This is a genomic window from Pandoraea pulmonicola (assembly GCF_000815105.2).
GTDB classification, from domain to species: domain Bacteria; phylum Pseudomonadota; class Gammaproteobacteria; order Burkholderiales; family Burkholderiaceae; genus Pandoraea; species Pandoraea pulmonicola.
This window is the reverse complement of sequence record NZ_CP010310.2, coordinates 3,458,576-3,481,903: the sequence shown is the minus strand read 5'-3', so window position 1 is coordinate 3,481,903 and position 23,328 is coordinate 3,458,576. Positions and strand designations below refer to the sequence as shown.

The window sequence follows — 23,328 nt, the reverse complement described above, 5'->3', positions numbered from 1 at the left end:
ACATGATCTGGGTGGCTATCTTCTTCATTGCGAACATGGTGGTGCTCGGCGCATGCATCTGGGTAGCGCTGACGGATGCCGTCAAAACCGGCGTGTGGGGCACGACAGGCTTCGCCGCGATTGGCCTGGCGGCCGTGGGCAATCTATTTAAACCGGTCTGGATGAGTCACACGATCGATGGGCCCGAAATCCTGATGCTGGTCGGGATGGCGATAGTCAGTCTGTGGGTGTTGGGTCGGAAGGTGTACTGGATGAGCAAGGAGCGACAGCATGGCACGAATTGACCCCAACACATCCGGTGGGCAGAACGTCTGCGCCTTCCTCGACATGCTTGCGTGGTCCGAGTTCACCTCGCGAATAGCTGGATCAGATGATGGCTACAACGTCGTCGTGGGCGGTGGCCTGTTCGCGAGCTATGCCGACCATTCGCGCAAGTCTGTGTGGACCAAACGCTTCAATGTGTGGTCGACTGCCGCGGGATGCTACCCGTTGCTGTCGCGCTACTTCGACGTCCACAAGCAGCAACTCGGGCTCTCGGACTTCTCTCCGGTCAGCCAGGACAAGATCGCGATCCAGCAGATCCGCGAGCGCGGCGCCCTGCCGGATATCAAGGCGGGGCGTATCGAGGTTGCGGTCTCGAAGTGCCGCAATATCTGGGCGAGTCTGCCTGGCGCTGGCTATGGACAGGTGGAGCACCAGCTCGAGCCGCTGCTGCAGCAGTACGTGAAAGCCGGAGGTGCAATGTGAGCTGGATTGATCCACGCCTGTGGGGCGCTTTCCTCCTCGCCGCGGTGCTGGCGGCCGGCGGTGGCTACTGGAAAGGGCGCCACGACGCCGACCAGTCGGCGACGGTCGCCAAGCAGGCGAAGCAAATCAAAGACCTGACCGACGCGAACAACCTCTATCGCCAGACGAACACAACGCTGGCTGGGATATCGATCGATGCGAAAAAAACTGCTGACACTGCTATTGCTGCCGCTCGTGCCTCTGATGCTTCTTCTGAGCTCATGCGCAAACAACTCGCAGCCTTCACCGCCTCCGTACGCCGTTCCACCGCTGCCGGCGGAAGCGCGCCAACCATCGGCGGATCGGACGCCCTTGATCTGCTCACAGGGTTGCTCGGCAGGATTGACGACGCTGCGGGACGACTTGCGGAATTCGCTGACGCTGCCCACATTGCAGGACTTGCCTGCGAGCGCAGCTATGACGCGTTGATGAAGAAAGGCAATCGTTAATTAAGAGGCCTCGAGGATCCTCCGGAGTCGGGAGCGCGTCATGTCGAAAAACAGGATGGAGCCTGACTTCGACAGGTGCTTTCCATCCGAATAGAGCGGCGCTCCAGATGGATCTAGGTTGCGACATCTCTTTTCGTCGCAAAAAACATCGTATGGATCGATGAAATGCACGTTTCGGTGGGTGGCTGCGTATTTTCTGATGACTCGATTTACATTGATGGCTGCAATGTTGTCGAACCGGGGCTGCTCGGCCTTACACGCGTCGGTATGAAACCAGCGAAGCTGTGCCACGCATTGAGGCGCGAAGTACTTGGATGAGCCCGGGAAGTCGCCGATGATCACAAATTGACGCCCATCGAGCGACTGACGCAGCCGCTCTAGCGCAGCAACGAACGGTTGATAATCGTCTTCGTTTCCAGATTTTTCAGGATTGATATTCCACGGTCTGTGTGTTAACAGGTCACCAGCAATTGGCAACTGGCCCCTATAGAACGCGGAATACATCAAGACCGAATTTGGGGATCGCTCCAACTGTCGAATGGCTTCGACGTTTGCATTTCGCGACGACAAATCGAAGGACGCTTGATTCTTGTCGATCCGCGTGGTACCGGGAAGCAACAGCGAAGATTCATATTTGCCAGCGCTGCCGCCCGACGCGGTGAATACAGTTAAACCGAGAGGCACAGCGATTTCACGCACCACACCGGTATCAAGCATCCCGCTGTGACTGTCCCCCATCATGATCAGTGAAGGCTCGGGGCGTTGACCGGTGTGGATGAGGCCACCATCGAACCCAGCACCGCCCCAATGAGCTGTGTGGAACTCAGCGATGGTCTGGGCTTCCGTAGCTTTAAACGGGGAGTCCACTCGCCATAGCCAACCGTTGCCGCGGAACATGCCAACTCCAGCAACAGCGGCAACTGCAAGCGCACCAATCCATTTTGCAACGAAAAACCCTTGCGCTCGGGTCATGCCAATGCGGATCCTGCGAGTTGGCCGCTCGACGTATTTGTACATCAAGTACGCCAATCCGATTGCTGCGAAGCCGACGGCAATGCGCTGCCAGTCGCCTAGAGCAAACGTCAAGCCTACATTCTCGTTGTAGGCCATGACGAACGTGATCAAAGGCCAGTGAACGAGATAGAGCGAGTAGCTGATGAGTCCGATAAACACGGCTACCCTGGTGCGCAACAGCCAGCCGAAGTTGGGGGCGCTCCCGGCATAGATGAGCAGCGCGGTGCCGATGGCCGGGGCCAGCGCGTTGTACGTCGGGAACGGCGTTAATTCGGTGTAGAGAAAGAAGGGGGCGAGCGTCAGCACGAAGCCGATAGCGCAAAGAGCTTCATGCGAGCGTCGCCTCAATATCGTATGGGCTTGCGGTAACCACAGGACTGCTGCGCCGATGCAGAACTCGAACGCCCGATACTGAACGAGGAAGTACATGCGCGTCGGTGATGAGCCCTGATGGCGCACATTCAGATAGAAACTGATGAACGCAAGCAGCGTGAGCACCACGAGTGCCCCCCATCGTTTACCGATGGTCACGAAGGCAAGCAAGAGCAGTACGGGCCATACGATGTAAAACTGCTCTTCGACACCCAGCGACCAGGTATGAAGTAGTGGGTTGGTCTTGGAGAAGATGTCGAAGTATCCCGCTTGGCGATACAGGAAGATGTTTGCTACCGACGCGGCGGCTGCGGCGAAGGTGCCGCCGAACAGTTTGAACTTGGCCGGGGGGAGCAGCCAGACAGCTAGAGCGAAGGATGTGACCAGGGTGACTGCGAGCGCCGGGAAGATCCGCTTGGCACGCCTGAAGTAGAACCCGACGAAGCTGAAGCGCCCCGTCTCCTGCAACTCCGGCAGGATGATGCCGGTGATCAGATACCCGCTGATGACGAAGAATATGTCGACACCGACGAATCCGCCGGTAATCCCCGGAAAACCCAAGTGGTACAGGAAGACGGACAGAACGGCAATCGCGCGCAGCCCGTCGATGTGCTTGTAGTAGGTATTTGCCATCGCAGGAGATTTATTTTTTCTCCGCGAACCAGTTCGGGAGCCTGAATTTCTGTAGGCAGAATTCTACCTTTTTGCATCACTGAGCGCGTCTGTGCATGCAGCTATGGTGCGTCAACGAATGGTGATGGAGTTTAGGAAAAGTCCGATTGAAGCTGGCAAGGTGCAATGAAAAAATGCTTCACGGGCCTCTAGCCATGCGTGGTTAGAGCGGCGAACTCATAATGCGGTGGTGCCGCGTTCGACTCGCGGGAGGCCGACCATTACCTTTGTCGGCCCCTATTGGGGTGGTAAAGAAAAAATGAAAGTCTTTCGTACTCGTAGAACAAGAATGCTTGGAATGCGGGAGGTGCTGATGTTGATGACCGTTGGGAGCGTTTCGATGGCGGTCCACGCAGCACCGAAAGATGATCAAGCCATATGTGGACGGGGACCCGCGATCGTAACGACTTGGCAATGTGGTAGCGAGGATAGCACGGGATATTGCACTCTGTGGGGAGTCGATGTTTCGGGTTCAGGGCGCTGGGGGGAGCAGAGCATTTTTGTAATTGAGGGCCCCGAATCAGTTGACCGCGTTGGATATGACGTAGCTTGCAAAGACGGCCGTTGTGCTCGCCCGTGGTATTCGGTTTGTTCGACTCCTGTCACGCACTCCAGACCGACGAGGCTAGAAGCGCTTTTGCGCCCCTAGGCGGTTGCGTCTTCCGTCGCTTTTTTGAGTATCCGGATAATCAAAGTGATCAATGCCTAAGAAATGATCATGAGAATTATCTTTCTCTCATCCGTTGCGTGTTCTGCGGCTTTTCCCACCACTCATCCCAATTAGCTCCATACCGGTACTCGTTCAGCTTAGGCGCGCGCTTGAGCAGGGCAGGGCCGTCCATTCTCGGGTTCTCGGCGTGCTTCGTGACCCGTGTCCGCTTCCGCCAACGCTCATCGAGGTGGCGCGCCCGGTATGCCGGGCAACTCTCCGCGCAATAGGCACAGATTAGAGAAACGGGACTTCATGCACTCAAGCGCGATCAGCTTGTCGCCGACCGCTTCACGCCAAGACTGATGGATTGCCACGTATAGCCTCTCGAGGTCGACAAGCAGCGGCTCTCGCTGCTCGGCCTCGCGCCGATGACAGACGACTTCCTCGATCACCTGCCGTGTGTTCGTATCCCGGTTTGTGAGCCACAGGTTGCGCAACTGCTCGACGGCCTGGGTTTGAGTGCCATCCGTCACCTCCATCTACGCCACGGCGTACTCATCGAGCGCAGGAATTCGCCCGTGCAGGAATAGCACCTTGGGCGCTTCCATCGCGCCTGTCTCCGGATCGAACAGCACTTCGTAGGCCTCGACACCGGCGTGGTGCTCACGCATCGAATGGGCGACGCGCACGGCGCCGACGCTCGTGCTGGCTGGCCGCACCTCAACAGGCAGCAGATCGTCGCCTTTCCCCTTGCGGAACGGGACGACAATGAATCGAGTTGTGTGGGGATCTTGCATTGCTTGGCCAACTCCAGATGTGCTTGACGGATACTGTATAAAAACACAGTATACGCGAGCGGCGTAAGTTCTCAGTTGGAAATTTCTTGTGCGATTCCCCCTGATATTTCGCCGTGGTACTGGACGGTCCAGTCGCCGACGCCTCGGTCGGTGCTAATTGATAAGTATTACTAAATTAGGAAAAAATATGACAACAGCTTACGTAGCTTCCAATCAGTTGCCGATGGCAGCTCTCCCGACGGTCGGCGGCATCTTCCAGCGTTTCCCCGCAACGGTCACCAACACTGGTGACGCCACCTATGCACCGGACGGCCTCGCCGCGTCACCGATCTATGGCCTAGGCGGCCAACCGCTTCAAGGCAACGAAATCGTCGCCGGCGGCAACGTTACGCTCGTGTCCTATATTGGCCCGCTGTTGAACTCGGGAAACCTGTGCTGGGTGCTGCTCGATTGTACGGGCGGTGCACAGCAGGTCGCCCCTGCTGTGCAAAGCCAACAAGCCGTTCAGTTCGGTCAGGTGGCTGGAGTGGTCGGTAGTGCGCGCAATCTTCAGTTAGTCGTCGCTACGGCCAGCAATTCGGCTTCACTGACGGCAGACGAAATCATTGTCGAGACGGCTTTGGGCGGTCTGCGCTACTGCCTCTCGTCGTTCAGCCAAACCATCAACCTTGCCACGACCGGGGCCGGTGGTATGGATGCGGGGAGTGCACCCGCTACCGGCTTCGTTGCTCTTTACGCCATCTACAATCCTGCGACGAAGGCTGCCGCGCTACTTGCGACGGGCCTAGCCAGTACGGCACCCCCGAACACGTACGGCGGCGGGCATATGCCGGCCGGCTATACAGCATCTGCGCTGTTGTCAATCTGGGCGACCAATTCCTCGGGACAATTGGCGGTTGGGTACCAGTATGACCGCACTCGTGAATTCCCGATCGTCGATGTTTTCTCGACGTCAACGTCCGCCTCGACCCCGACGATTTTCAGTATTGCTTCGGCGGTTCCTTTGGGAGCCAAATCGTTTGGCGGGACTATGACGTCGCGGAACAGTACCGCAGGCGCTGGGACTGCTGCGGCCATTATGGGCTCCGCCAGCGGTATCGGGCAGACAAACTGCAATTCCAGTGCTGGATCGGCAAATTTCGGTGTCTCGATCGGCTATAAGAATGTCCCTATTCTGGTGCCGCAGACGGCTTACTACACGATGTCCGCGTCGACAGGGGGCCCGGGTTTCCAAGTAGCGGTCGGTAGCTACACTATCTAACCGCTAGGTGAATTGGCCTGGCGCATGTTTGTGTGCTCCAGGCCGTGCGAATATGAAATCGTCGTCTCTTGATTGACTGCAACGAAAATTCTCGCTGTTGCTGCGTTATAGGGTGTGCTTATGTGCACGAACTACCGCGTCCCCGACCGGCGTCTGTTTGGCGAGTACTACCGCGCCCCCAATGCCGGCAGGTGAATGGGTCGACGAGGTGTACAAGGACTGCTTCGCCTCGATCCTCCGATTGGCTCAGCGCTCGATCGATGGACGAGGCGAGGTCTTTCTTCACGGCGCCGGAGGCTCAGCATGTGAGCGCGGTGCCAGCACCGAAATTTCAGTGGGACTCTTAAGTCGACCGCGGAATATTAGATGTCATCTAATATCAGGATGATCTAAGCCACGACACGCTACCCATGAAAAAACCCGCACAGCCAATGACTGTGCGGGTTTCGAATTGGTCGGGGCGAGAGGATTTGAACCTCCGACCACCTGCACCCCATGCAGGTACGCTACCAGGCTGCGCTACGCCCCGTGAGAGACGCATCGTTTAGATGCATCGCTCGAAAGCAGACGATTATAGCAGAGCTTTTCGCGGGAAAGGAAGGGCCCATGCGCGTTGGACGCATATTTTTTTGCACCTGGCGAAATCTCGCCGCATCGCGGCCCGCGCAGCCGCCTTCGACGTCCGCCACTCAGCGCTTCACCGCCCCGCGCGCCTGCCGATGATGGTTATCCCGGATGTCGCAATCAGGGGCCCTCACGATAATGGAATCCTGCCTATCGAAGCTTGGAGACAAGCGATGTCGCACATCCAGGGGTTCGAGGCCGCGCGCGACTTGCTGCTCGCGCAGCGCGCCCACTACGACGTGGCGTACCGTGATTTCCGCTGGCCCGTACTCTCGCAGTTCAACTGGGCGCTGGACTTCTTCGACCTCCAGGCCCAAGGCAACGACAATCCCGCACTGTGGATCGTCGAAGAAGACGGCCGGCAGGCACGCCTGTCGTTTCGCGAGATGTCGGAACGCTCCAATCGCGTCGCCAATTTTCTACGTGCGCAAGGCGTGGCGCGCGGCGATCGCGTCCTGCTCATGCTGCCCAATCAGGTCGAGCTATGGGATCTCATGCTCGCCTGCATGAAGCTCGGCGCCGTCATGATCCCCGCCACGACGCTGCTCGCCGCCGCGGACCTCGTCGACCGGCTCGAGCGCGGGCGTGTGCGCCACGTCGTCACCACCTCGCGCGACGCCGCCAAGTTCGCCAACCTGCCCGGCGACTATCGCCGCATTGCCGTCGGCAACCCAACGCCCGACGGCTGGACCTCGCTTGCGCCCGCCTACGAAATGCCGGGCAATTTCACGCCCGACGGCGTCACGCTCGCCACCGATCCGCTGCTGCTTTACTTCACCTCTGGCACCACGTCGCGCCCGAAGCTCGTGCTGCATACGCATCAGAGCTACCCCGTTGGCCATCTCGCCACGATGTACTGGCTCGGCCTGCAGCCAGGCGACGTGCACTGGAACATCAGCTCACCCGGCTGGGCGAAGCATGCATGGAGCTGCTTTTTTGCACCGTGGAACGCGGGAGCGACCGTCTTCGTCTACAACTTCTCCCGCTTCGACGCGCGCGCCGCGCTGGAGACCGCCGCGCGTTGCGGCGTGACCACGCTGTGTGCGCCGCCGACCGTCTGGCGCATGATGATCCAGGAGGATCTGACCCGCCATGCCGTGAAGTTCCGAGAACTCATCGGCGCGGGCGAGCCGCTCAACCCCGAAGTCATCGACCAGGTCCGGCGGGCGTGGAACATCACGATTCGCGATGGTTACGGGCAGACGGAGACTTGCTGCCAGATCGGCAATTCGCCGGGCCAGACCGTCAAGCCCGGCGCGATGGGACGCCCGATGCCCGGCTATCGCGTCGTGCTGCTCGATCAGCATGGCGCGCAGGCCGACGAAGGCGAGGTCGCGCTCGTGCTTTCGTCGCGTCCGACCGGCCTCATGCAAGGCTATGAAGACGACAGCGAGAAGACCGCCGAAGCCATGCGCGACGGCTATTACCATACCGGTGACGTCGCGATGCGCGACGAACGCGGCTACTTCACTTACGTCGGCCGCGCGGACGACGTGTTTAAGGCGTCTGACTATCGCATCAGCCCGTTCGAGCTCGAGAGCGAACTCATCAAGCATCCCGCCGTGGCCGAAGCCGGCGTCGTACCGAGCCCCGACCCGGTGCGACTCGCGGTGCCCAAAGCCTTCATCACGCTACGTGCCGGGTTTCTCGCCGACGACAAACTTGCGCTCGATATCCTGCGCTTCTGCCGCGATCACCTCGCGCCGTACAAGCGCATCCGGCGCATCGAATTCTGCGATTTGCCGAAGACGATTTCGGGGAAGATCCGGCGCGTCGAATTGCGCCGCACGGAAGAAGGCCGCAGCCTCGACACCCGTCGCGAAATGGAATTCTGGGATGTGGACTTCGCCGATCTGAAATGAGGACGATGGCATGCCTTGAAGCGCGGTTTCGAGGCATGCCCGACACACACCTCGCATGCCTGAAGCACCCTCGGCGCATGCCTCGACGCTCAACGCACGTGCTGAATGACCAGTTCGGCGCCCAGCATGGCCAGCCCGACGAAGAAGCAGCGGCGGAACACCGGTGCGCTCACGCGCGTGCGCACCCACTGACCGAAGAACATGCCGCCCAATGCCGGCGCGAGCGCCAGCAGCGAGACGCCAATGGCATGCCCGTGAAAGATGCCGTCGCGCGCCAGACCGGCCGCCAGCGCTACCGTCGATACCGTGAACGACAGGCCGAGCGCCTGCACGAGATCGTCCTTGTCGAGATCGAGCGCCTGCAGGAACGGCACGGCGGGAATCACGAAGACACCGGTGGCGGCCGTCACCAGCCCGGTGACGACGCCAATGCCGCCGCCGAGCGCACCGACGCGCGCCACGGGCCAACTTTTCGGCACATGCAGACGCACCGCTGCCAACCCGAGCACGGCATAGGCGAGCAGCGCGACGCCCAGTGCCACCCCAGCCAGATCGCCGCCATTGGCCAGCCAACCGCCACCGGCCCATGTGCCGACGCAGATGCCGAGCAGCATCGGCCAGAGCCGTCGTGCCAGGGCGGCAAAGCGCGGCCCCGCCAGCAACTGCCAGACGTTGGTCACGAGCGACGGCACGATCAGCAGCGCCGCTGCCTCGGCTGTCGGCATGGCAAGGCCCAGCAGGCCGACGGCAACCGTCGGCAGGCCGAGCCCGATCACGCCCTTGACGAAGCCGGCGAGCAAAAAGGTCACGAGGCCCAGCGAGAGCAGGGGGATGAGTTCCGCGAGGTGTTGAGTATTCATCATGCGGCCAGTATCGGCGCGGGTGCGCTCGTCGCCAATGCGGCATTCGCGCAGGGGGACTCAGGCTGGCGCTGAGGCTGTGGGGGAGCCCCGCCACGGCGGTCGTCGCTATCGCGTGCGCGTGTCCGACGCAATCCGAGGCGGGCGTGATGCGCGAGGTGGCGTCCGCACCGGCGACGGCGAAGGGACGAGGGCTTCGGCGCCGACATCCACGACGGGCGGGGCGTCCGACGCGTTTTGGCGTTTTCAGTTATGCTCAGGCCAAATTCGCGCCGTGCCGCGCATCGGGCGCGTCCTCCGGAGTCCGCACTTCGGCGGTCGTGCCGGCGCCGTCGACGCCCCGTCGCCCCCCGTACGCCGTTGTCTCCAACGCGAGCATGGTTCGCGCCATGCCTGAAGGGGCGGTGTCGACAGCCATGCCACGCATTGCGCCTGCCCAGAGGGATGGAAGTTGGAAAAACAGAATCGTCAAAACGAACACACCGGGCAAGCCGGACACGTCGAACGCATTGAACGCGCTGCCGCTCACGATACGCTCGACCGGCGCCTCGCACTCGTCATGCAACCCGCCAACCGCGCCTTGCTCGGCGAGGGACTGTCGGGCATCGAGCGTGAGACCCTGCGCGTCGAAAGCGACGGCGCGCTCGCCCTCACGCCGCACCCGCGCGCGCTCGGCGCCGCGCTGACCAACGACGAAATCACCACCGATTACTCCGAAGCGCTGCTCGAATTCATCACGCCGCCGCAACGCGACGCCGCCGATGTCATCGCGCGTCTGAACGAGATCCATCAGTTCGCCTACCGCAAGCTCGGCGCGGAACTGCTGTGGAGCGATTCGATGCCGCCCGCGCTCCCGCCGGAAGACGTCATTCCCATTGCGGACTACGGCACGTCGCACATCGGATTGCTCAAGCACGTCTACCGGCGCGGGCTGGCCCTGCGCTACGGCAAGCCCATGCAATGCATCGCCGGCATTCACTACAACTTCTCGCTGGCCGAGCCGGTGTGGGAGCTGCTGCGCGAGAGCGAAGGCGCGAAGGAGTCCGCGCGCGACTATCAGTCGGCGCGTTACGTGGCGCTCATTCGCAACTTCCGTCGCTATAGCTGGCTGCTGATGTATCTGTTCGGCGCGTCGCCGGTCCTGCATGCCGAGTTCCTGCGCGGACGCGAACACGGCCTCGAATCCTTCGACGACGGCACACTCGGCTTGCCTTACGCGACCAGCCTGCGCATGAGCGACCTGGGCTACCAGAACAGCGCACAGTCGGAAGTCTCGCCGTGCTACGACTGCCTGCCCAGCTACATCGACGCGCTCACGCAAGCCGTGAGCCAGCCGCATCCCGCCTACGAGGCGCTTGGCACCAAGCGCGACGGCGAGTGGATTCAGCTCTCCACCAATCTGCTGCAGATCGAGAACGAGTTCTACGCGACGATCCGTCCGAAGCGTGTGACGTACAGCGGCGAGCGTCCCGTTCAGGCGCTCGCGCGTCGCGGCGTGCAATACGTGGAAGTGCGCTGTATCGACATCGATCCGTTCCTGCCGGCGGGCATCGACGTCGACACGGCTCGCTTCATCGACGCCTTCCTGCTGTTCTGCGCGCTCGAGGACAGCCCGTCTTGCTCGAACGCCGAAAACGTGGAGAATCGCGACAACTTCGCGCACGTCGTCAAGGAGGGGCGCAAGCCCGGTCTGATGCTGCGGCGTGGCGGCGAAGCGATTACGTTGTTCGACTGGGCCGAAGCGCTGCTCGATCGCATCGATCGGACGGCTGCGGCCTTCGACGCACAACGCGGCGGCGCGCACTACGCACGCAGCATGGCATTACAACGCGCGAAGGTGCAGGATGTCTCGCTCACCCCGTCGGCACGCGTGATGGCGGCGCTCGAGCCGCTGCGCGGCACGAAGGGCGGCGCGTTCCAGGCGTTTGCGCTCGCGCAGAGTCGGCGTCATGCGCAGACGCTGCGCGATATGCCGCTCGACGCTGCGGTCGTCGAGCATTTCGAGACGCTGGCGCGCAAGTCGCTCGAAGCGCAGGCCGAGCTCGAACGCACGCAAGTGGGCGATTTCGATGCTTTCGTTGCCGCCTATCGTGCCGGCACGCTGGGCACCATGACGTTATGACGCAGCGCCATGCGTGATCGATCGGACGCATGACACGAACGGAGCGCCGGAGCACCAGAGCACCTCAAGCGAGGCGCTCTTTTCCTTGCTGCGTCATGTTCGCCGTCTCTGCGTGCGTCAGCCGAGCACACCCAACTGCCAGGTGAAGAAGACGGCGAGGCCGACGCCGATGGTCAGCAATTGATGGCGCGTCGCAGCGCATACGGCGATGGCGGCCAGCGCGGCCATGAGCTGCGGATTGCGCCACGTCAGCTCCAGCCCGTCGCCGTGCGGCGCGAGCGTCATCGGCACGATGATGGCCGTGAGCACCGTCACGGGCACGAACGACAGCGCCTCGCGCAACCACTCGGGAAAGCGCACACGGTCGCCCAGCACGAAGATGCCGGCCTTGACGGCGAATGTCACCACCGCCATCCCCAGGATCGCCAGCACGTAGTTCATCGCGCACCTCCGCTCGACGAGCCCGGCGCGCCCGTTGGGGTGCCGCCGCCGGCGGCGTTGCCGTTGCGAGAGGTGTCGTGCGTCGAGCCGGATCTCGAGCCCGACGTGTCGTCGCGCAGCGTCCCATCGCGCCGCCGGCGATGCAGGGCCGCCATCCCGGCCGCAATGCCCAGCGCCACGGCGACGAGCAGGCCGAGCTTGTAGGGCAATCCGCGACAGAGGTACGCCGCGGCGCCCGCGACAACGGTCGCCACCGCCCACGGCATGCGCGCCATCTGCGGCACGATGATCGCAATGAAGGTGGCGACCATCGCGAAGTCGAGTCCGAGCGTCTGAAGGCGAGGGAAGGCGGCCCCGAACAACAGTCCGGCCAGCGTCCACAACTGCCAGTTGAGATACATCGACAGCGCCGAGCCGAAGAAATACCAGTGCCCCATGGGGTCGTCGGGATGCCGGTGGAAGTAGCTGCTCGTGACGGCAAACGTCTCGTCCGTGAGCAGGAATCCCAGCGTCGCTCGCCACCGGACGTTCAGGTGGCGCACGTGAGGCAGCAGGTTGGCCGCGTAGAGCATGTGACGCAGGTTGACGATCAACGTCGTCGTCCACAGCACGGCATAGCCCACGCCGGTCGCGAACAGTCCGGCGGCAATGAACTGACTCGACCCGGCGAAGACGGAGAGCGACATCAACTGGCCGTGCCAGGGGGCCATCGGCGTGCTGGCGACGAGCGCGCCGAAGATCAGCCCGAACGGGGCTGCGCCGACGATCATCGGGAGGGTGTCGCGGGCACCGGCAAGGAAGCTGCCCGCGCGTGACGGAACCGGCATGTGGAACGATCCTGAGCGTGGAGACGACAGGACGAGCATACCGCGCATGCCGTCGGGCAAGCTTGTACATTCTTGCGATCCGCCGATGCGCATCGACACAATGCAAACGGCCACCCGAGGGTGGCCGCGTTGCTTTCCGGAGGGAGGCGTCCGCTCCGCTCAGGGATGCTTGAACAGGTCGAGAATGCGCGCCTTCTCGCGGGAATCGACGCCGGGCGACGGCGCCTGACCGGCCGCGGGCGGCGGTGCACTCGGCGAGGGCGAACCGCCGCCGAAGAACGGCAACGAGAATCCGCCGCTGTTCTCGTCGATGCCGATGCTTGCCACGAAGCCGTTGCCCGGCAACTTGTCCGATTCGTAGAGCTCGCCGTTGACCACGCTCACGCCTTCGGGCATCGCCATTTGCTGCTGTGGCACGCCGTTGAGCGCCACCCCCATGTACTTGGTCCACACCGGCAGCGCCAGTTGCGCGCCGAACTCGCGGCTGCCGAGCGTCTTGGGCTGATCGAAGCCGAGCCACGCCACGGCCACGAGCGAATGCTGATAGCCCGCGAACCAGCCGTCGAGCGCGTCGTTGGTCGTCCCGGTCTTGCCCGCCAGGTCGCTGCGTTTGAGCACGTTGGTGCCCGAGCCGGTGCCGCGCTGTGCCACCGTTTGCAGCAGGCTGTTCATGATGTACGCGTTCGGCGCCGAAATGGCGCGCGCGGCATTCACGCCGGCAATGACCGGCGTGGCCTTGTTGAGCAGGTTGCCGCGAGCGTCGCGAATCTCCGCGATCAGATACGGTGCGACACGATAGCCGCCGTTGGCGAACACCGCGTAGGCGCCCGCCAACTGCAGCGGCGTGGTGGCCCCCGCACCGAGCGCCATCGGCAGGTAGGGCGGCACCTTGTCGGCATCGAAGCCGAAGCGCGTGGCGTATTCCTGCGTGTATTGCGTGCCGGCGAACTGCAGCAGGCGAATGGCCACGAGGTTCTTCGAGCGTTGCAGGCCTTCGCGCACGGTTATCGGGCCGCTGAAGGCGTCGTCGTCGTGCGGGTCCCAGACCTGGCCACCCGTCTGTGCCGGTGGCAGATTGAGCGGGCCGTCCATCACCATCGTCGCCGGGCTCACGCCTTTCTCGATGGCTGCCGAGTACACCACCGGCTTGAAGGTCGAACCCGGCTGACGCCACGCCTGCGTCGCACGATTGAACTTGCTCTGGTTGAAGTCGAAGCCGCCCACGAGCGCACGGATCGCACCGTCGTCCGGCGAGAGCGACACGAGCGAGCCCTGCACTTCGGGCAACTGGACGATGCGCCACTTGCCGCGCGCGTCCTTCATCACGCGGATGATCGAGCCCGGACGAATGCGCTGCTTCTCGTTGGCCTTTGCGGACAGCGACGGGGCCGCGAAGCCAATGCCGTCGCCGGAGACGACCACGGCGTCGCCCGAGAGCGGGACTGCCGTGACCTGCGACGCGCTCGCCGCCACCACCACGGCCGCGATCAGATCGCCGTTGTCGGGGTGTTCGAGCAGGGTGTCTTCGATCAACTGCTGGCGATCGGGCATGGCCGCGGGCAGCTCCACGAAGCCCTCGGGGCCGCGGTAGCTGTGACGGCGCTCGTAATCGAGCACGCCCATGCGCACGGCTTCGTAGGCGGCCTGCTGCTTCTTCGAGTCGAGGGTCGTGATGACGGTCAGGCCGCGCGTGTAGGCGTCGTCCTTGTACTCGTCGTACACGGCCTGCCGCACCATTTCCGCCACATACTCCGCATGCACGTTGTATTCGTTGCCCGCAGTGCGCGTGCGGACCGGTTCGTGCAGCGCGTCCTCGTACTGGTTGCGCGTGATGTAGCCCAGCTCGAGCATGCGCTTGAGGATGTATTCCTGACGGATCTTGGCGCGCTTCGGATTGACGATCGGGTTGTAGGCGGAGGGCGCCTTGGGAAGGCCGGCAAGCATGGCGGCCTCGCCGAGCGTGACGTCTTTCAGATCCTTGCCGAAGTAGATGCGCGCGGCACTCGCGAAGCCATAGGCGCGCTGTCCGAGATAGATCTGGTTCATGTACAGCTCGAGGATCTTGTCCTTGGACAGCGCGGACTCGATCTTGTACGCCAGCAGCATTTCGTAGATCTTGCGCGTGGCCGTTTTCTCGCGCGAGAGGAAGAAGTTGCGCGCGACCTGCATGGTGATCGTACTTGCGCCCTGCGCCGCGCCGCCGTGCAGCACGTCGGATACGCCGGCACGCAGGATGCCGATGAAGTCGACGCCGCCATGATCGTAGAAGCGGTAGTCCTCGATCGCGAGCACGGCCTTCTTCATGACGTCGGGAATCTGGTCGATCGTCACGAGGCTGCGACGCTCCTCGCCAAACTCGCCGATCAGCACGTTATCGGACGTGTAGATGCGCAGCGGCACCTTCGGCCGGTAATCGGTGATGACGTCGAGCGGGGGCAGATTCGGGCGCATGACGATGAGCGCGTAGCCCACGATCAGGGCGCCGATGATCGCCAGCCCGGCCAGCGTGGCGACGATGACGCCGAGCGTGCCGAAGCCGCGTTGGCGGTCGACGTGGCCCGAGTGGCGGGAACATTCGGAGGAGCCGGAGCCCGGACCATGGCTCGAAGGCGTCCGGGAGGGGGAGACGGGGGAATTGCGGTGCGCCGCACGGGACGGCGCACGAGGCGGCAAACAATGCTTCAAGGACATACCCAACGAAAATTGCAGGATGGGAACCGGCCAGCCGGCCTGGCGCTGCGTGGAGCCCCGCCGCGCGGCGAAATCGGTGCAGTATGCCACGCCCGGCGTGCGTCTCTCCAAAAAATTGGGAAGGGCGGCTCAGCGGCGCGCTTCGGTCGCCATGCGCAGCGCCAGCGCGCCGAGCACGCCGCCCATGAGCCAGCGCTGGATGCGCAGCCAGGCCGGGCGCTGCCCGAGGAACGTGGCGATGGCGCCGGCCGACAGCGCTACACTCGCGTTCACCGTCACGCTGGCGACGATCTGCGTCACGCCCAGCATCAGCGACTGCGTGAGCACGCTGCCGCGTTCCGGATGCACGAACTGCGGCAGCAGCGCCAGGTAGAGCATGGCAATTTTCGGATTGAGCACGCTCGTGAACAGGCCCATCAGGAACAGACGGCGATTGCTGTCGTGTGCCAGCGGCCTCACTTCGAACGGCGAGCGGCCACCCGGCTTGAGTGCCTGCCACGCGAGCCACATCAGGTAGATGGCGCCGCCGAAGCGCAGCACATCGTACGCATACGGCACCGCGAAGAGCAGGGCGGTGATCCCGAAGGCCGCGCACAGCATGTAGACGACGAAGCCCAGGGCGACGCCGCCCAGCGATACGAGGCCCGCGGCCGGCCCCTGACACAATGAGCGCGACACCAGGTACATCATGTTCGGTCCCGGCGTAAGGGCCATGCCAAGGACAACCAGCGCAAAGGCCAGCCAGGTCGAAGTTGCGGGCATGTTCGTTGCGTCTGAAATGGGGAAGCTGCACGATACCACGCGATTGACGGGCACGTGAGTCCGGTAGCGATGCCCGCAGCGCTTGATGCCGCGTCAGCCCAGCCGCTTGAGGAAGACGGTCATTTCCTTCTCCGCCTGACGGTCGCCATGGGCCTGAGCGGCGGCAATGCCGCGCGTCCAGGCGTCGCGGGCACCGTCCACGTCGCCGGCCCCCTGGCGGGCCTTGCCCAGCAGCTTCCAGGCCGCCGTGTAGGCCGGATCGAAAGCGACGCAATGCGTCAGGTGCTCGGCAGCGACGGGGAAGTTCTGTGCGTCCAGATAGGCCTTGCCGAGACCGAAGCGCAGCAGCGCATTGTCCTTGCCCGCGGCCAGCAGCTTTTCGAGTCCTTCGATCATGATTTCGAATATATCCTTTGTATTTATGAAAAACTATGTAAGATCGGACCGGTGTCCGACGACGGGTGTCGATTTTTCGGTGGAATTCGCAAACCTTGCCACGTTTTCCGGTTTTGGTCTGTAAGACAGCAGGGGCGTGGGCTGCGGCGCGATCGGGGGTTGATTTGCATCAATCCGGATGTGCGGTCGCACCTTGGCGTATGGCCGCGTATACCCGCAGGATGCTCAAGTCTGGCGTTTGAGACGCCGATGTGACAAGTAGCACCGGCCCGACAGAGGCCGGGCGAGGGATAAGAAACCCGACACCGAGATGGAGACGACAGTATGTTGCGGAGCTTTTCGATCAAGGCGCGCCTTGGGATGACGATGGCGCTGTTGGCGGTGTTGTTGATTCTGTTGGGCGCACTGGGGATTGCCGGCATGACGCGCACCGGCGATGCGCTTCGCGAAACGTATGCGAACCACCTTGCGGCCACGGTGGCGCTGGGCAAGGACAACGCGACGCTGGCGCGCACGCGCGCCATTCTCGATCGTGTGGTGCTGCATCCCGAGTCGCCCGACGTGGAAAAGGTGGCGGCGCGCGCGCGCAGCATGATCAAGGACGCGAATGCGGCCTGGGTGGCCTACCAGGCGCTGCCGCGCGGCGCCGAGGAGCAGCGCCTCGCCGACGAAGTCGCCAAGCGCCGCACGGAATTCTTCGACAAGGGCATGGAACCGATGCTCGCCGCCATCGACGCGCGCGATCGCACGGCCATGGACGATCTCACGATGAACGTGCTGCCGAAGTACTACGCCACGCTCACGGCGGCGAGCGACGCGTTGGCGAACTACAAGATGACGCTCGGTCGCGAGACGTACGAGGCGTCGATGACGGAGCTGGCGGCATTTCGCTGGCTGAGCATCGGCGCCACGGCAGTGGGCGTGCTGCTCGCCATCGCATGCTATTTCTCGCTGCGCCGCGCGATCATGCGGCCGCTGGCGCAGGCGCTCACCCACTTCGAAGAGATCGCCGCCGGCCATCTCGACAATCCGGTCCACGTGAGCGGCAAGGACGAGATGTCCATGCTCATGCGCGGCCTGGAGACGATGCAGTCGCGCCTGGCGGGCACGATTCGCGGCGTGCGTCGCAGCTGCGACGCGATGGCCACGGCAACGGCCGAGATCTCGGCGGGCAACACCGATCTGTCGGCGCGCACCGAACAGCAGGCGGCGTCGCTCGAGGAGACCGCGTCGTCGATGGAGGAGCTCACGGCCACCGTCAAGCAGAACGCCGACAACGCGCGCCAGGCGAGTCAGTTGGCCGTGAATGCGTCGGACATCGCGTCGCGCGGCGGTCAGGTCGTCGCGCGCGTGGTCGACACGATGCAAGGCATCTCCGCGAGCTCGGCACAGGTCGTGGACATCATCGGCGTGATCGACGGCATTGCGTTCCAGACCAACATCCTGGCGCTGAACGCGGCCGTCGAAGCGGCGCGCGCGGGCGAGCAGGGCCGGGGTTTCGCCGTGGTGGCGGGCGAAGTGCGCACGCTGGCGCAGCGCAGCGCCACCGCCGCGCGCGAGATCAAGGCGCTCATCGAGACCTCGGCGCAAAAGGTGAGCGACGGGTCGTCGCTGGTGGCCGAAGCCGGTCGCACGATGGATGACATTCTGCAGGCCGTGCAGCGCGTGACCGACATCATGGGCGAGATTTCGGCCGCCTCCGACGAGCAGAGCGGCGGCATCGAACAGGTCAATCAGGCGGTCACGCAGATGGACACCGTCACGCAGCAGAATGCGGCGCTCGTCGAACAGGCCGCTGCCGCGGCGGCGTCGCTCGAAGATCAGACCGCGGCGCTGCGCGAAGAGATGGCGCGCTTCCGGCTCGGCGACGAGCGGCACGGCGGCACCGCGCGGCCCGCGCTGCACGCGGTGGGCGGCAAGCCGCTTTCGCTGGCAGCGTAGCGGGCGACGCCGGCGTCGAACGAGGGCGCCGGCGGCTGTGACGACAGTGTCTTGGGCGACTGGTAGGCGGCCCATGGGCAAAGAGAAGAGCGCGGGTTCATGGCGGCAGTGCGCCGAACCGGGTAACATTGCCCATCTTTTGCTCAGTTGAGGGTGTCGAAGTATGAAGCGAGTGGCGCTGATGGCGGCGGTGGCCGTTCTGGCCGGTTGCGGTCCGATCAACCAGATGAGCCGGCCGGATCCGGCGACGGGTCGACTGCTCGACCAGGGCACCGGGGCCGATCGCTTCATGGTGCTCAACTGCATCTATCACGGCTGGAGCGAACTCGCGCCGAACGTGGATTCGACCTCGTATGCCCGTCAGGGATGGGACCGCGTGCGCGTCTATCGCGGAGCGGACGCCGAAGGCAAGGCCACGTACAACCCGTACGTCGACATCAGTCAGGGCGGCTTCGGCGCGCGTATCCAGTACTTCGAAACGCCGGGCAGCAACCTGTCGCGCGATTACGAGGCCACCGTCAAGCGCTGCATCGTGCCGTACTCGGGCAGCAACGACTGATCGTCGAGCCGATTCATTTCGCTTGATTCAGCGATGAAAAAACGCCACGGCTTGCCGTGGCGTTGTTCCTGGGCGGCGCCCCCGTGGAGCGCATCGCCGTCGACCTCAACCGTGAAAGTCTTCGCGCGCTTCGACCACTTCCTTCACCACGCCCTGACGCACGAGGAAGTCTCCGAACTTCTCGCCGGCCTCGCGCTCCTTCGCATAGCGCTGGAATAGCGGCGTGAGCTCTGCCACGATCTGGTCGTCGCTCACCGACTCCTTGTACAGCTTGTTGAGCCGCTGGCCGTGGAAGCCCGCGCCGAGGTACAGGTTGTACTTGCCGGCCGACTTGCCGACCAGACCGATTTCGGCGATGTACGGCCGCGCGCAGCCGTTCGGGCAGCCCGTCGTGCGAATCGTGATCGGCTCGCCGGCCAGACCCGCTTCGTCGAGCACCTTCTCCAGACGCGTCACCAGATCCGGCAGCGCGCGTTCGCTCTCCGCGAGCGCGAGGCCGCAGGTCGGGAAACCCACGCACGCCATCGAGTTGATGCGCAGCGCGCTCTGATGCTTGCCGTCGAGCAGGCCGAATTCCTTCACGAGGGCGTCGATCTGCGCCTTCCTGGCGTCGCTCACGCGACCGACGATCAGATTCTGGTTGCCGGTAATGCGGATGTCGCCGTCATGCACCTTGGCAATCTCGCGCAGGCCGGTCATCAGACGATAGTCGTCCCAGTCCTTCACGCGGCCGTTCTGGATGAACAGCGTGAGGTGCCACAGATCGTCCGCCCCCTTGAGCCAACCGTACTGATCGCCGTTGGTCGTGAACGTGAACGGGCGCACCGGCTCCAGATGCCAGCCGAGGTAGCGGTTGAGCGCTTCCTTGAACCACTCCACGCCGCGGTCGTCGATGGTGTACTTCAGGCGTGCGTGCTTGCGGTTCGTACGGTCGCCGAAGTCGCGCTGCACGAGCAGCACCTTCTCGGCCACTTCGACCACGCGCTCGGCCGGCGTGTAGCCGATGACGGTCGCCGTGCGCGGATACGTCGCGGCGTCGCCGTGCGTCATGCCCATGCCGCCGCCGACCGTCACGTTGAAACCTTCGAGCTTGCCGTCACCGTTCACGATGGCGATGAAGCCGAGGTCGTTCGCGTAGATGTCGACGTCGTTGTTCGGCGGAATCGCAATGGCGATCTTGAATTTGCGCGGCAGGTAATGCTTGCCGTAGATCGGCTCGTGGTCTTCCTTGCCGGCGCCCAGACGCTTGTCGCCGAGCCAGATCTCGCGATACGCGGTGGTCTGCGGCAGCAGATGCTGGTCGATCCTGCGGCACCATTCGAGCGCCTCGGCGTGCGCCGGCGAGAGATGCGGGTTGTTCGACACGAGTGTGTTGCGGTTGACGTCGCCGCACGCGGCAATGCTCGTCATCGCCACTTCGTCGATGCCCTTGATGAGCGGGCGCAGCTGGTGCTTGAGGACGTTGTGGTACTGCACCGTCTGGCGTGTGGTCAGGCGAATCGTATTGCCGCCGTATTTCTGCGCGAGATCGTCGAGCTTGAGCCATTGCTCGGGCGTGCACACGCCGCCCGGCATGCGCAGGCGGATCATGAACTGGTAGGCCGGCTCGAGTTTCTGCTTCTGACGCTCGGCGCGCAGGTCGCGATCGTCCTGCATGTACGAGCCGTGGAACTTGAGCAGTTGGGCGTCCTTCTCGAAGATCGCGCCCGTGAGCGGGTCGGCCAGACCTTCGGCGATCGTGCCGCGCAGGTAGTTGCTGACGTCCTTGATCTTCTCGACTTCGGAGCGCGCGGCCGCGGCGGCGTTGGCTTGCGTAGTTTGCGTCATGTGGGCTGCTGTTGTCGGTGCGGTTGTCGATTCGGGCGGGCGCTTTCATGAGCCCGCCGGGCTCGCCTACGGTGTGGCGCCTGCGTCGCGATCATCCGGCTATCGGGTCTCGCAGGCGTCGGCGTCTCGTCGTGCGTTGTCGTGATGAGGGATTCGTGATTCGGAACGTCCGACGATCAGTACACGTCGCGCTGGTAGCGCTTTTCGCGTTGCAGCGTCTTCACGTACTCGGCGGCGGCATCCGGCGCCAGACCGCCGTGCTCGGCCACGATGTCGACGAGCGCCGTGTTCACGTCGCGCGCCATCTGGTCGGCGTCGCCGCACACGTACAGATGCGCGCCTTCCTGCAGCCAGGCGTACAACGCCTTGCCTTGCTCGCGCATGCGGTGCTGCACGTAGACCTTGTCTTCGGTATCGCGCGAGAAGGCGAGATCGATCCTGGTGAGCGCGCCGTCCTTCACATAGCGCTGCCATTCGCGCTGATACAGGAAGTCGGTGCGGAAGTTGCGATCGCCGAAGAACAACCAGTTCTTGCCCGGCGCGTCGAGCGCCTGACGCTCTTCCACGAACGCGCGGAATGGCGCGATGCCGGTGCCCGGCCCGACCATGATGACCGGCGCATTGGTGTCCGACGGCAGCTTGAAGTTGCGGTTGGCTTCGATGTACACCGGCACCGTCTCGCCTTCGCGAGCGATGTCGGCCAGGTAGGTCGAAGCGACCCCGCGACGCGCGCGGCCATGACTGTCGTAGCGCACGGCGCCCACGGTGATGTGGACGGCGTCGGGGTTCGCCGCGAGGCTCGACGCGATCGAATACAGGCGCGGCTGCAACGTGCGCAGCGTGCCGACGAACTCGGCGGCCTTCACCTTGCGCGCGGGGAACTGGCGCACGACGTCGAGCACGTCGCGGCCATACAGATAGTCGCGCAGGGCCGTCTCGTTGCCTGCCGCGAGCAGCGCCTTGAGTTCGGTCGACTCCGTCAGCGCGGCGTATTTCTCCAGGAAGGCGCGCGACAGGGTGGTGATGTCGTAGGCGCGCAGGAACGCGTCGCGCAGGGACAGCGTACTGTCCTGCGTGGTGGTCGTGGCTTGCGGGTCGAGGGCAAGCGTGTCGATGAGTTCGTCGACAAGCGTCTCGTCGTTCTTCACGACCACGCCGAGCGCGTCGCCCGGCTCGTAGGTGAGGCCGGAGCCTTCCAGCGAGAGTTCGACGTGATGCACTTCCTTGGACGAACCGCGGCCCGACAGCGTGATGTTCTCCAGCACCGTGGCGTCGAATGGATGCTTGCGGCTGTACTGGCTCGCGGCGGCGGCGGGCGCCGCGGCGCCGGCCAGCGACGCCAGGCTGAAGCCGTCCGGGACGCCGGCCTTGCCCGCGGCGGCCGGTGCGGCCACTCGCTTGAGGGCTTCGACCGCCTCTTCGATCCAGCGCTCGGCGGGGCCGTCGTAGTCGACGTCGCTGTCCGCGCGCGCCACCAGACGCTCGGCGCCAAGCGCCGACAGACGAGCGTCGAAGTCCTTGCCGGCCTGGCAGAACTTCTCATAGCTGGAGTCGCCCAGCCCCAGCACGGCGAAACGCGTGCCTTCGAGCTTGGGAGCCTTCTCGCCGTGCAGGAACTCGTAGAAGTCGCGGGCGTCGTCGGGCGGTTCGCCTTCGCCTTGCGTGGACACCGCCACGAGCAGCAGCTTGTCGTTCTTCAGGCGCGACGCCTTGTAGTCGCCCATGGCGAACAGGTCGACCTTGAAGCCCGCCGCCACCGCACGCGCCTTGGCGTGCTCGGCGACTTCCTGCGCATGGCCCGTTTGCGAACCGTACAGAATGGTCAACTGCGGAGCGGCGGCGCCGGCCGTGCCGGCCGCAGGCGCCTGCGCGCCGGCATGACGCACCGAATGGTTGATGCCGGCGAGAAAACCGCGCACCCAGGCGAGCTGTTCGGTGGAAAGGCCGTCGACCAGTTGGCTGAGCAACTGGGCTTGCTGGGCGGTGAGAGGCGTCGTCTCTTGCATGTCGTTGTGGGCTCCAGGGGCCGGACCAGCGCGGAAGCCCGGGCGGGTCTGACCCGTCAAGCCACCCCCAGATGGACCGGCAAGGGGATAGTCGACACGATATCGGTCACTGATTAGAAATTAAAATAATAAAATTTAATTCCTATATATCCAATTTCCATATAAGCATAAGCGGCGTGGGCGAAGGCCGGCGCGGCGCGCGCTGCCCGATTGTGCGCGTTGACGGCATGATCACGGTCGAATCGCAGGTAACCGAGTGAAATCGAGGTTGGATATGCGCACGATGCCGGGCAGGCCAACGGAAGTTCGGGGGCGATTCCGAGGCGCTGTGCGACCCATGCGGCGGGCACGCCGCAAGTCCCCGTCTGACGGCTTTCCGAGGCGGTCGGTGCCGAAAAACGTGCTAT

Annotated in this window: 20 protein-coding genes and 2 tRNA genes; 9 read left to right on the top strand and 13 right to left on the bottom strand. The window is 63.7% G+C overall.

Going from position 1 to position 23,328, the window contains the following annotated elements; all coding sequences use genetic code 11:
• Nucleotides 1-2 precede the first annotated feature (2 nt).
• Genes RO07_RS14905 through RO07_RS14895 form a run of 3 tightly spaced genes read left to right on the top strand, consistent with a single transcriptional unit; the run spans nt 3 to nt 1,235 of the window.
• Nucleotides 3-284, top strand: coding sequence for a hypothetical protein (locus RO07_RS14905; RefSeq protein ID WP_039411822.1), 282 nt, complete (start codon nt 3-5; stop codon nt 282-284).
• Nucleotides 271-747, top strand: coding sequence for a glycoside hydrolase family 24 protein (locus RO07_RS14900; RefSeq protein ID WP_039411819.1), 477 nt, complete (start codon nt 271-273; stop codon nt 745-747). Before RO07_RS14905 ends, RO07_RS14900 begins: the two co-directional genes overlap by 14 nt.
• A complete protein-coding gene (locus RO07_RS14895; RefSeq protein WP_039411816.1) occupies nt 744-1,235 on the top strand; it encodes a DUF2514 family protein in 492 nt (163 codons plus the stop codon). Before RO07_RS14900 ends, RO07_RS14895 begins: the two co-directional genes overlap by 4 nt.
• Here the strand turns inward: RO07_RS14895 and RO07_RS14890 are convergent, their stop codons facing one another.
• On the bottom strand, nt 1,236-3,254 hold the full coding sequence (locus RO07_RS14890; protein WP_039411813.1) for an acyltransferase family protein: 2,019 nt from the start codon (nt 3,252-3,254) through the stop codon (nt 1,236-1,238).
• 182 nt (nt 3,255-3,436) lie between these two features.
• Here RO07_RS14890 and RO07_RS14885 point away from each other — a divergent pair.
• Nucleotides 3,437-3,514, top strand: a tRNA-Ile gene (locus RO07_RS14885).
• Between the two features lie 670 nt (nt 3,515-4,184).
• Here RO07_RS14885 and RO07_RS14880 read toward each other — a convergent pair.
• Both RO07_RS14880 and RO07_RS14875 read right to left on the bottom strand, forming a co-directional pair.
• A complete protein-coding gene (locus RO07_RS14880) occupies nt 4,185-4,484 on the bottom strand; it encodes a hypothetical protein (protein WP_039411810.1) in 300 nt (99 codons plus the stop codon).
• A complete protein-coding gene (locus RO07_RS14875; RefSeq protein ID WP_039411809.1) occupies nt 4,485-4,742 on the bottom strand; it encodes a hypothetical protein in 258 nt (85 codons plus the stop codon).
• 187 nt (nt 4,743-4,929) lie between these two features.
• On the opposite strand from RO07_RS14875, the gene RO07_RS14870 reads away from it, so the two are divergent.
• Nucleotides 4,930-6,003, top strand: a complete 1,074-nt coding sequence (locus RO07_RS14870; protein ID WP_237171262.1) for a hypothetical protein — start codon at nt 4,930-4,932, stop codon at nt 6,001-6,003.
• 452 nt (nt 6,004-6,455) lie between these two features.
• Here the strand turns inward: RO07_RS14870 and RO07_RS14865 are convergent.
• Nucleotides 6,456-6,532, bottom strand: a tRNA-Pro gene (locus tag RO07_RS14865).
• Between the two features lie 268 nt (nt 6,533-6,800).
• Here RO07_RS14865 and RO07_RS14860 point away from each other — a divergent pair.
• Nucleotides 6,801-8,489, top strand: coding sequence for an AMP-binding protein (locus RO07_RS14860; RefSeq protein WP_039411806.1), 1,689 nt, complete (start codon nt 6,801-6,803; stop codon nt 8,487-8,489).
• A gap of 89 nt (nt 8,490-8,578) precedes the next feature.
• Here RO07_RS14860 and RO07_RS14855 read toward each other — a convergent pair whose 3' ends face one another.
• Nucleotides 8,579-9,352, bottom strand: coding sequence for a sulfite exporter TauE/SafE family protein (locus tag RO07_RS14855; RefSeq protein ID WP_084072626.1), 774 nt, complete (start codon nt 9,350-9,352; stop codon nt 8,579-8,581).
• Between the two features lie 253 nt (nt 9,353-9,605).
• Entirely contained in the window at nt 9,606-9,878 is a 273-nt protein-coding gene (locus tag RO07_RS26330) for a hypothetical protein (protein ID WP_167369423.1), read from the bottom strand.
• 30 nt (nt 9,879-9,908) lie between these two features.
• Between RO07_RS26330 and gshA the strand changes: the two genes are divergently transcribed.
• A complete protein-coding gene (gene gshA / locus RO07_RS14850; protein WP_052267343.1) occupies nt 9,909-11,471 on the top strand; it encodes a glutamate--cysteine ligase in 1,563 nt (520 codons plus the stop codon).
• Between the two features lie 117 nt (nt 11,472-11,588).
• On the opposite strand, the gene RO07_RS14845 is transcribed toward gshA, so the two are convergent.
• The 5 genes from RO07_RS14845 to RO07_RS14825 all read right to left on the bottom strand — a co-directional run bounded on the left by RO07_RS14845 (nt 11,589) and on the right by RO07_RS14825 (nt 16,588).
• The gene (locus RO07_RS14845) at nt 11,589-11,912 is read right to left on the bottom strand and encodes an AzlD domain-containing protein (RefSeq protein WP_039411803.1); all 324 of its coding nucleotides are present in this window, start codon (nt 11,910-11,912) and stop codon (nt 11,589-11,591) included.
• Nucleotides 11,909-12,739 (bottom strand): AzlC family ABC transporter permease, encoded by an 831-nt coding sequence (locus RO07_RS14840; RefSeq protein WP_084072859.1) that lies wholly within the window; start codon nt 12,737-12,739, stop codon nt 11,909-11,911. The genes RO07_RS14845 and RO07_RS14840 overlap by 4 nt, the downstream gene beginning before the upstream one ends.
• 159 nt (nt 12,740-12,898) lie before the next feature.
• On the bottom strand, nt 12,899-15,430 hold the full coding sequence (locus RO07_RS14835; protein ID WP_418303687.1) for a penicillin-binding protein 1A: 2,532 nt from the start codon (nt 15,428-15,430) through the stop codon (nt 12,899-12,901).
• A 129-nt stretch (nt 15,431-15,559) separates the two neighbouring features.
• On the bottom strand, nt 15,560-16,192 hold the full coding sequence (locus tag RO07_RS14830; RefSeq protein WP_039411799.1) for a LysE family translocator: 633 nt from the start codon (nt 16,190-16,192) through the stop codon (nt 15,560-15,562).
• Nucleotides 16,193-16,285: 93 nt separating this feature from the next.
• Entirely contained in the window at nt 16,286-16,588 is a 303-nt protein-coding gene (locus RO07_RS14825; protein WP_039411797.1) for a hypothetical protein, read from the bottom strand.
• Nucleotides 16,589-16,912: 324 nt separating this feature from the next.
• Here RO07_RS14825 and RO07_RS26780 point away from each other — a divergent pair, with 324 nt between their 5' ends.
• Both RO07_RS26780 and RO07_RS14815 read left to right on the top strand, forming a co-directional pair.
• Nucleotides 16,913-18,529 (top strand): methyl-accepting chemotaxis protein, encoded by a 1,617-nt coding sequence (locus tag RO07_RS26780; RefSeq protein ID WP_039411794.1) that lies wholly within the window; start codon nt 16,913-16,915, stop codon nt 18,527-18,529.
• 163 nt (nt 18,530-18,692) lie between these two features.
• Entirely contained in the window at nt 18,693-19,088 is a 396-nt protein-coding gene (locus tag RO07_RS14815) for a hypothetical protein (RefSeq protein WP_072637057.1), read from the top strand.
• 105 nt (nt 19,089-19,193) lie between these two features.
• Here the strand turns inward: RO07_RS14815 and RO07_RS14810 are convergent, their stop codons facing one another.
• Complete coding sequence (locus tag RO07_RS14810; protein WP_052267342.1) at nt 19,194-20,915, bottom strand: NADPH-dependent assimilatory sulfite reductase hemoprotein subunit; 1,722 nt, start codon at nt 20,913-20,915, stop codon at nt 19,194-19,196.
• 176 nt (nt 20,916-21,091) lie between these two features.
• Nucleotides 21,092-22,921, bottom strand: a complete 1,830-nt coding sequence (locus tag RO07_RS14805; protein ID WP_039411788.1) for an assimilatory sulfite reductase (NADPH) flavoprotein subunit — start codon at nt 22,919-22,921, stop codon at nt 21,092-21,094.
• Nucleotides 22,922-23,328 lie beyond the last annotated feature (407 nt).

Coding starts and splice junctions, on each gene's coding strand:
- RO07_RS14905 (WP_039411822.1), top strand. CDS start 3: ATGATCTGGGTGGCTATCTTCTTCATTGCGAACATGGTGGTGCTCGGC.
- RO07_RS14900 (WP_039411819.1), top strand. CDS start 271: ATGGCACGAATTGACCCCAACACATCCGGTGGGCAGAACGTCTGCGCC.
- RO07_RS14890 (WP_039411813.1), bottom strand. CDS start 3,254: ATGGCAAATACCTACTACAAGCACATCGACGGGCTGCGCGCGATTGCC.
- RO07_RS14880 (WP_039411810.1), bottom strand. CDS start 4,484: ATGGAGGTGACGGATGGCACTCAAACCCAGGCCGTCGAGCAGTTGCGC.
- RO07_RS14875 (WP_039411809.1), bottom strand. CDS start 4,742: ATGCAAGATCCCCACACAACTCGATTCATTGTCGTCCCGTTCCGCAAG.
- RO07_RS14870 (WP_237171262.1), top strand. CDS start 4,930: ATGACAACAGCTTACGTAGCTTCCAATCAGTTGCCGATGGCAGCTCTC.
- RO07_RS14860 (WP_039411806.1), top strand. CDS start 6,801: ATGTCGCACATCCAGGGGTTCGAGGCCGCGCGCGACTTGCTGCTCGCG.
- RO07_RS14855 (WP_084072626.1), bottom strand. CDS start 9,352: ATGATGAATACTCAACACCTCGCGGAACTCATCCCCCTGCTCTCGCTG.
- gshA (WP_052267343.1), top strand. CDS start 9,909: ATGCAACCCGCCAACCGCGCCTTGCTCGGCGAGGGACTGTCGGGCATC.
- RO07_RS14845 (WP_039411803.1), bottom strand. CDS start 11,912: ATGAACTACGTGCTGGCGATCCTGGGGATGGCGGTGGTGACATTCGCC.
- RO07_RS14840 (WP_084072859.1), bottom strand. CDS start 12,739: ATGCCGGTTCCGTCACGCGCGGGCAGCTTCCTTGCCGGTGCCCGCGAC.
- RO07_RS14835 (WP_418303687.1), bottom strand. CDS start 15,430: ATGTCCTTGAAGCATTGTTTGCCGCCTCGTGCGCCGTCCCGTGCGGCG.
- RO07_RS14830 (WP_039411799.1), bottom strand. CDS start 16,192: ATGCCCGCAACTTCGACCTGGCTGGCCTTTGCGCTGGTTGTCCTTGGC.
- RO07_RS14825 (WP_039411797.1), bottom strand. CDS start 16,588: ATGATCGAAGGACTCGAAAAGCTGCTGGCCGCGGGCAAGGACAATGCG.
- RO07_RS26780 (WP_039411794.1), top strand. CDS start 16,913: ATGTTGCGGAGCTTTTCGATCAAGGCGCGCCTTGGGATGACGATGGCG.
- RO07_RS14815 (WP_072637057.1), top strand. CDS start 18,693: ATGAAGCGAGTGGCGCTGATGGCGGCGGTGGCCGTTCTGGCCGGTTGC.
- RO07_RS14810 (WP_052267342.1), bottom strand. CDS start 20,915: ATGACGCAAACTACGCAAGCCAACGCCGCCGCGGCCGCGCGCTCCGAA.
- RO07_RS14805 (WP_039411788.1), bottom strand. CDS start 22,921: ATGCAAGAGACGACGCCTCTCACCGCCCAGCAAGCCCAGTTGCTCAGC.